Origin of the sequence: Mesorhizobium sp. M4A.F.Ca.ET.020.02.1.1, assembly GCF_004022645.1 — a bacterium.
Taxonomy (GTDB): domain Bacteria; phylum Pseudomonadota; class Alphaproteobacteria; order Rhizobiales; family Rhizobiaceae; genus Mesorhizobium.
This window is the reverse complement of record NZ_RZOI01000556.1, coordinates 1-4157: the sequence shown is the minus strand read 5'-3', so window position 1 is coordinate 4157 and position 4157 is coordinate 1. Positions and strand designations below refer to the sequence as shown.

Below are 4157 nucleotides of genomic sequence, written 5' to 3'. Positions count from 1 at the left end.
CATGCGACGGAACGGCCAGAAAGCCGAATCCGATTGCACACAGAAGGCGGCTCGGTTGCATCCGCTCAGCCCTTCACCGCCTTGACGATCTTCTTGGCCGCGTCGTCGAGGTCGTCGGCCGAGACGACGTTCAGGCCGCTTTCATTGATGATCTTCTTGCCCAGTTCGGCATTGGTGCCTTCCAGCCGCACCACCAGCGGCACCTTCAGCCCGACTTCCTTGACCGCGGCGATCACGCCTTCGGCGATGACGTCGCATTTCATGATGCCGCCGAAGATATTGATCAAAATGCCTTCGACCGCCGGATCCTTGGTGATGATCTTGAACGCCGCCGTCACCTTCTCCTTGGACGCGCCGCCGCCGACGTCGAGGAAGTTGGCGGGCTCCGCGCCGTAGAGCTTGATGATGTCCATCGTCGCCATGGCGAGGCCGGCGCCGTTGACCATGCAGCCGATATTGCCGTCGAGCGCGACATAGGCGAGGTCGTATTTCGACGCCTCGATCTCCTTCTCGTCCTCTTCGGTGGTGTCGCGCAATTCCATCACGTCGGGATGGCGGAACAGCGCGTTGTTGTCGAACGACACTTTCGCGTCGAGCACGCGCAGCCGGCCGTTCTTCATGACGATCAGCGGGTTGACCTCGAGCAGGCTCATGTCCTTCTCGACGAATGCCTTGTAGAGGATCGGGAACAGCGTGCCGCCGTCCTTGGCCGCGTCGCCGTCGAGCTTCAGCGCGCCGTTGAGCGTCTTGAGATCATCCGCCGTCACGCCCTTTTCCGGGTCGATGGCGACGGTGATGATCTTCTCCGGCGTGTCGTGCGCCACGGCCTCGATGTCCATGCCGCCCTCGGTCGAGACGACGAAGGCGATACGGCCGACCGAACGGTCGACCAGGATCGACAGGTAGAGTTCGCGATCGATATCGGCGCCGTCCTCGACATAGAGGCGGTTGACCTGCTTGCCGGCCGGGCCGGTCTGCTTGGTGACCAGCGTGTGGCCGAGCATCTCGTTGGCGTTGGCGACCACCTCGGCCACCGACTTCGCCAGCCGCACGCCGCCCTTGGCGTCGGGGGAAAGCTCCTTGAACTTGCCCTTGCCGCGACCGCCGGCATGGATCTGGCTCTTCACCACATAGAGCGGGCCGGGCAGCGCCTTGGCGGCGGCCTCGGCATCGCCGGCCTTCAGCACCGGCACGCCCTCGGCGACCGGCGCGCCGAACGACTTCAGCAGTGCCTTGCCCTGATATTCATGAATGTTCATGGCTTATCTCCGGATCAACTGCTGGCGGATCACTTCGAGGCGAGGTGCGGCGCGATCTTCACGCAGGCCTCGGTCAGGCCCTGCACCGTCGCCACCGAACTGTCGAACATCTTCTGCTCGCTCTTGTTGAGGTCAATCTCGATGACACGCTCGACACCGCCGGCGCCGATCACCACGGGAACGCCGACATAGGTGTTCTTCACTCCGTACTGGCCCGACAGGTGGGCCGCGCAGGGCAGCACGCGCTTCTTGTCCTTGAGGAAGGATTCGGCCATCGCGATCGCCGAAGCCGCCGGCGCGTAGTAGGCCGAGCCGGTCTTCAGCAGGCCGACGATCTCGGCACCGCCGTCGCGGGTGCGCTGCACGATCTGGTCGAGCTTTTCCTTCGAGGTCCAGCCCATCTTGACGAGGTCGGGCAGCGGAATGCCGGAGACCGTCGAATAGCGGATCATCGGCACCATCGAATCGCCGTGGCCGCCGAGCACGAAAGCGGTGACGTCCTCGACCGAGACCTTGAACTCCTCGGCCAGGAAATAGCGGAAGCGCGCGCTGTCGAGCACGCCGGCCATGCCGACGACATGGGTCTTGGGCAGGCCGGAGAACTTCTGCAGCGCCCACACCATGGCGTCGAGCGGGTTGGTGATGCAGATGACGAAGGCCTTCGGCGCGTATTTCTTCAGCCCGGCGCCGACCTGTTCCATGACCTTGAGGTTGATGCCGAGCAGGTCGTCGCGGCTCATGCCCGGCTTGCGCGGCACGCCGGCGGTGACGATGCAGACATCGGCGCCTTCGATGCCGGCATAGTCGTTGACGCCGGTCAGCCTGGCGTCGAAGCCGTCGACCGGCGACGACTGTGCGATATCCAGCCCCTTGCCCTGCGGAATGCCCTCGGCGATATCGAACAGAACCACGTCGCCGAGGTCCTTGAGGCCGATCATATGGGCGAGCGTGCCGCCGATCATGCCCGAGCCGATAAGCGCTATCTTGTTGCGTGCCATGTGAGGATTTTTTCCCTTTGTCTGTGACGGCGCCAATCTTTAGCGACTTGCTGACGGCGTCGAGGAAGGAGGCCGAATGCTGCGGGGAACCCGTGAGATTTCGCCGCACCCAATAGCTCCGGTGGATAGAAAATTCAAACGATTATTTTGGAGCGAGCATTTTCAATCGGTTAGATAATTTGGGTTTTACGTAAACGTCAAAATTCCTAAGCCGACTTGGGAGAATTTACACAATGAAGATGGAGATCAGAAGGCTGGCGGCGAGCGATGACGCCCTTGTGATGGCGGTGCCCAATGGGCGTCCGGGCGAGCCACATGGGCTGGCCGAGGTTACGCCCGCACCTGCTGCGCCTCCGGCGATGCCATCGCCCCGTCCTTCCGTCTTTCGGCCCAGTCCTCCAGCCACTCATGCCCCTGCATCTCGATCAGCGCGAGGCCGTGCGCTCGAACTCGAACACCTCGTTGCCGCGTTTGGCCGTATAGAGCCCGGGCGGCGGGGCATCGGCGCTCACCACCAGCCGCGTGTGATGGTCGTAGAGGGTGTCGATCAACAGGATGAAGCGCTTGGCCTCGTTGCGCTTGCCCTCGCCGAGCACCGGCACATGGTCGATGAAGATGGTGGAGAAGCGGCCGGCGATGGCCAGGAAATCGCGCGCTCCGAGCGGCCTTTCGCAAAGATCGGCGAAGGAAAAGCGCGCCGCGTCGCCGGCCGCGCGCGGCACCACGACCTGCCGGCCCTTCACCGTCAGCGTCGTCTCCGCTACCGGCTTGCCATGCGTCATCGCCCGCCACGCCTCGTCGAGGGCGGCGTCGGCCGCCGCGTCCGCCGGCGCGACATAGACCGCCATGCGGCTGAGCTTCTCGAGGCGATAATCCTTGTCGTTGTCCAGCGTCATCACCTCGGCATTGCGCTCGAGCAGGCCGATGAAGGGCAGGAAGAGCTGCCGGTTCAGCCCGTCACGGTAGAGACCTTCGGGCGCGACATTGGAGGTGGCGACCAGCACGACGCCATTGGCAAACAGTGCCGAAAACAAACGCGACAGGATCATCGCATCGGCGATGTCGGTGACGGAGAACTCGTCGAAGCACAGCACCCAGGCCTGCTCGGCCAGCGCGCGCGCCACCGGCGGGATCGGGTCGTCCTCCTTGGCGTCGCCGTTCTTGCGCGCCTGCCGGTGCTTCTGGATGCGGTCCTGCACATCGGCCATGAAGTCGTTGAAATGCACGCGGCGCTTGCGCCTGACCGGCAACAGCTCGAAGAACATGTCCATCAGCATGGTCTTGCCGCGGCCGACGCCGCCATGGATATAGAGGCCCTTGACCGGTGCCGGCGGCTGCTTGCGGGCGAACAGCCAGCCCAGCGCGCTCGATTTCTGCGCCAGCCTTTTTGCCGAGATCTCGTCGGTCAGCCGATCGAGCGCGGCGGCGATGCGCTCCTGCGCCGGATCGCGCGCGATGGCGCCGGTCTCGACCAGATGGTCGTAGCGCTGCCTGACGGTCGCATGGGTTTGGAGGCCGTCACGCAGGTGCATCGGTCACGTCGTTCTTGAGCACATCCAGGAAAAGTAGCCGCTTTCCCCCCGTAATTGGAGCGGCTAGGCGACTCTTTCGAACGCTGAACCGCCCCAGGGCGGTATCGCCTTATCTTGTAAGCGAGATCGGCAGGCCGGTGGAAGTCTGGCCGTCGAATTTCTCGCCGCCCGAGGAATAAAGCCTGGCCAGCGTGCCGCCATTCTCGTCATAGAGGGTCAGCTGCTTGCCGGCGACATTCCAGGACTTGATGCCGTCGATCGGCGCCGGGCAATGCAACGGACCGGCGCGGTAGCCGGCGCCGAACTTGGTCTGCGGCGTTGCCACCTTGCAGCTCTGGCCGGAAACGCTGGCGTTCCACACACCGGCG

General features: G+C 63.9%; 3 protein-coding genes and 1 pseudogene. All 4 read right to left on the bottom strand.

Annotated elements, in window-relative coordinates; genetic code table 11:
• Positions 1-65: 65 nt before the first annotated feature.
• On the bottom strand, positions 66-1259 hold the full coding sequence (sucC, locus tag EN742_RS26510) for an ADP-forming succinate--CoA ligase subunit beta (protein WP_126057451.1): 1194 nt from the start codon (positions 1257-1259) through the stop codon (positions 66-68).
• 29 nt (positions 1260-1288) lie between these two features.
• The gene (mdh, locus tag EN742_RS26505) at positions 1289-2257 is read right to left on the bottom strand and encodes a malate dehydrogenase (protein ID WP_126057450.1); all 969 of its coding nucleotides are present in this window, start codon (positions 2255-2257) and stop codon (positions 1289-1291) included.
• A gap of 330 nt (positions 2258-2587) precedes the next feature.
• A pseudogene (gene zapE, locus EN742_RS26500) lies at positions 2588-3789 on the bottom strand (cell division protein ZapE).
• Positions 3790-3898: 109 nt separating this feature from the next.
• On the bottom strand, positions 3899-4157 hold a 259-nt coding region (locus EN742_RS26495; RefSeq protein WP_189375602.1), incomplete at its 5' end, for an AprI/Inh family metalloprotease inhibitor.

Excerpts from the sequence above, each read along its gene's own strand:
- sucC (WP_126057451.1), bottom strand. The coding sequence starts at position 1,259 with ATGAACATTCATGAATATCAGGGCAAGGCACTGCTGAAGTCGTTCGGC.
- mdh (WP_126057450.1), bottom strand. The coding sequence starts at position 2,257 with ATGGCACGCAACAAGATAGCGCTTATCGGCTCGGGCATGATCGGCGGC.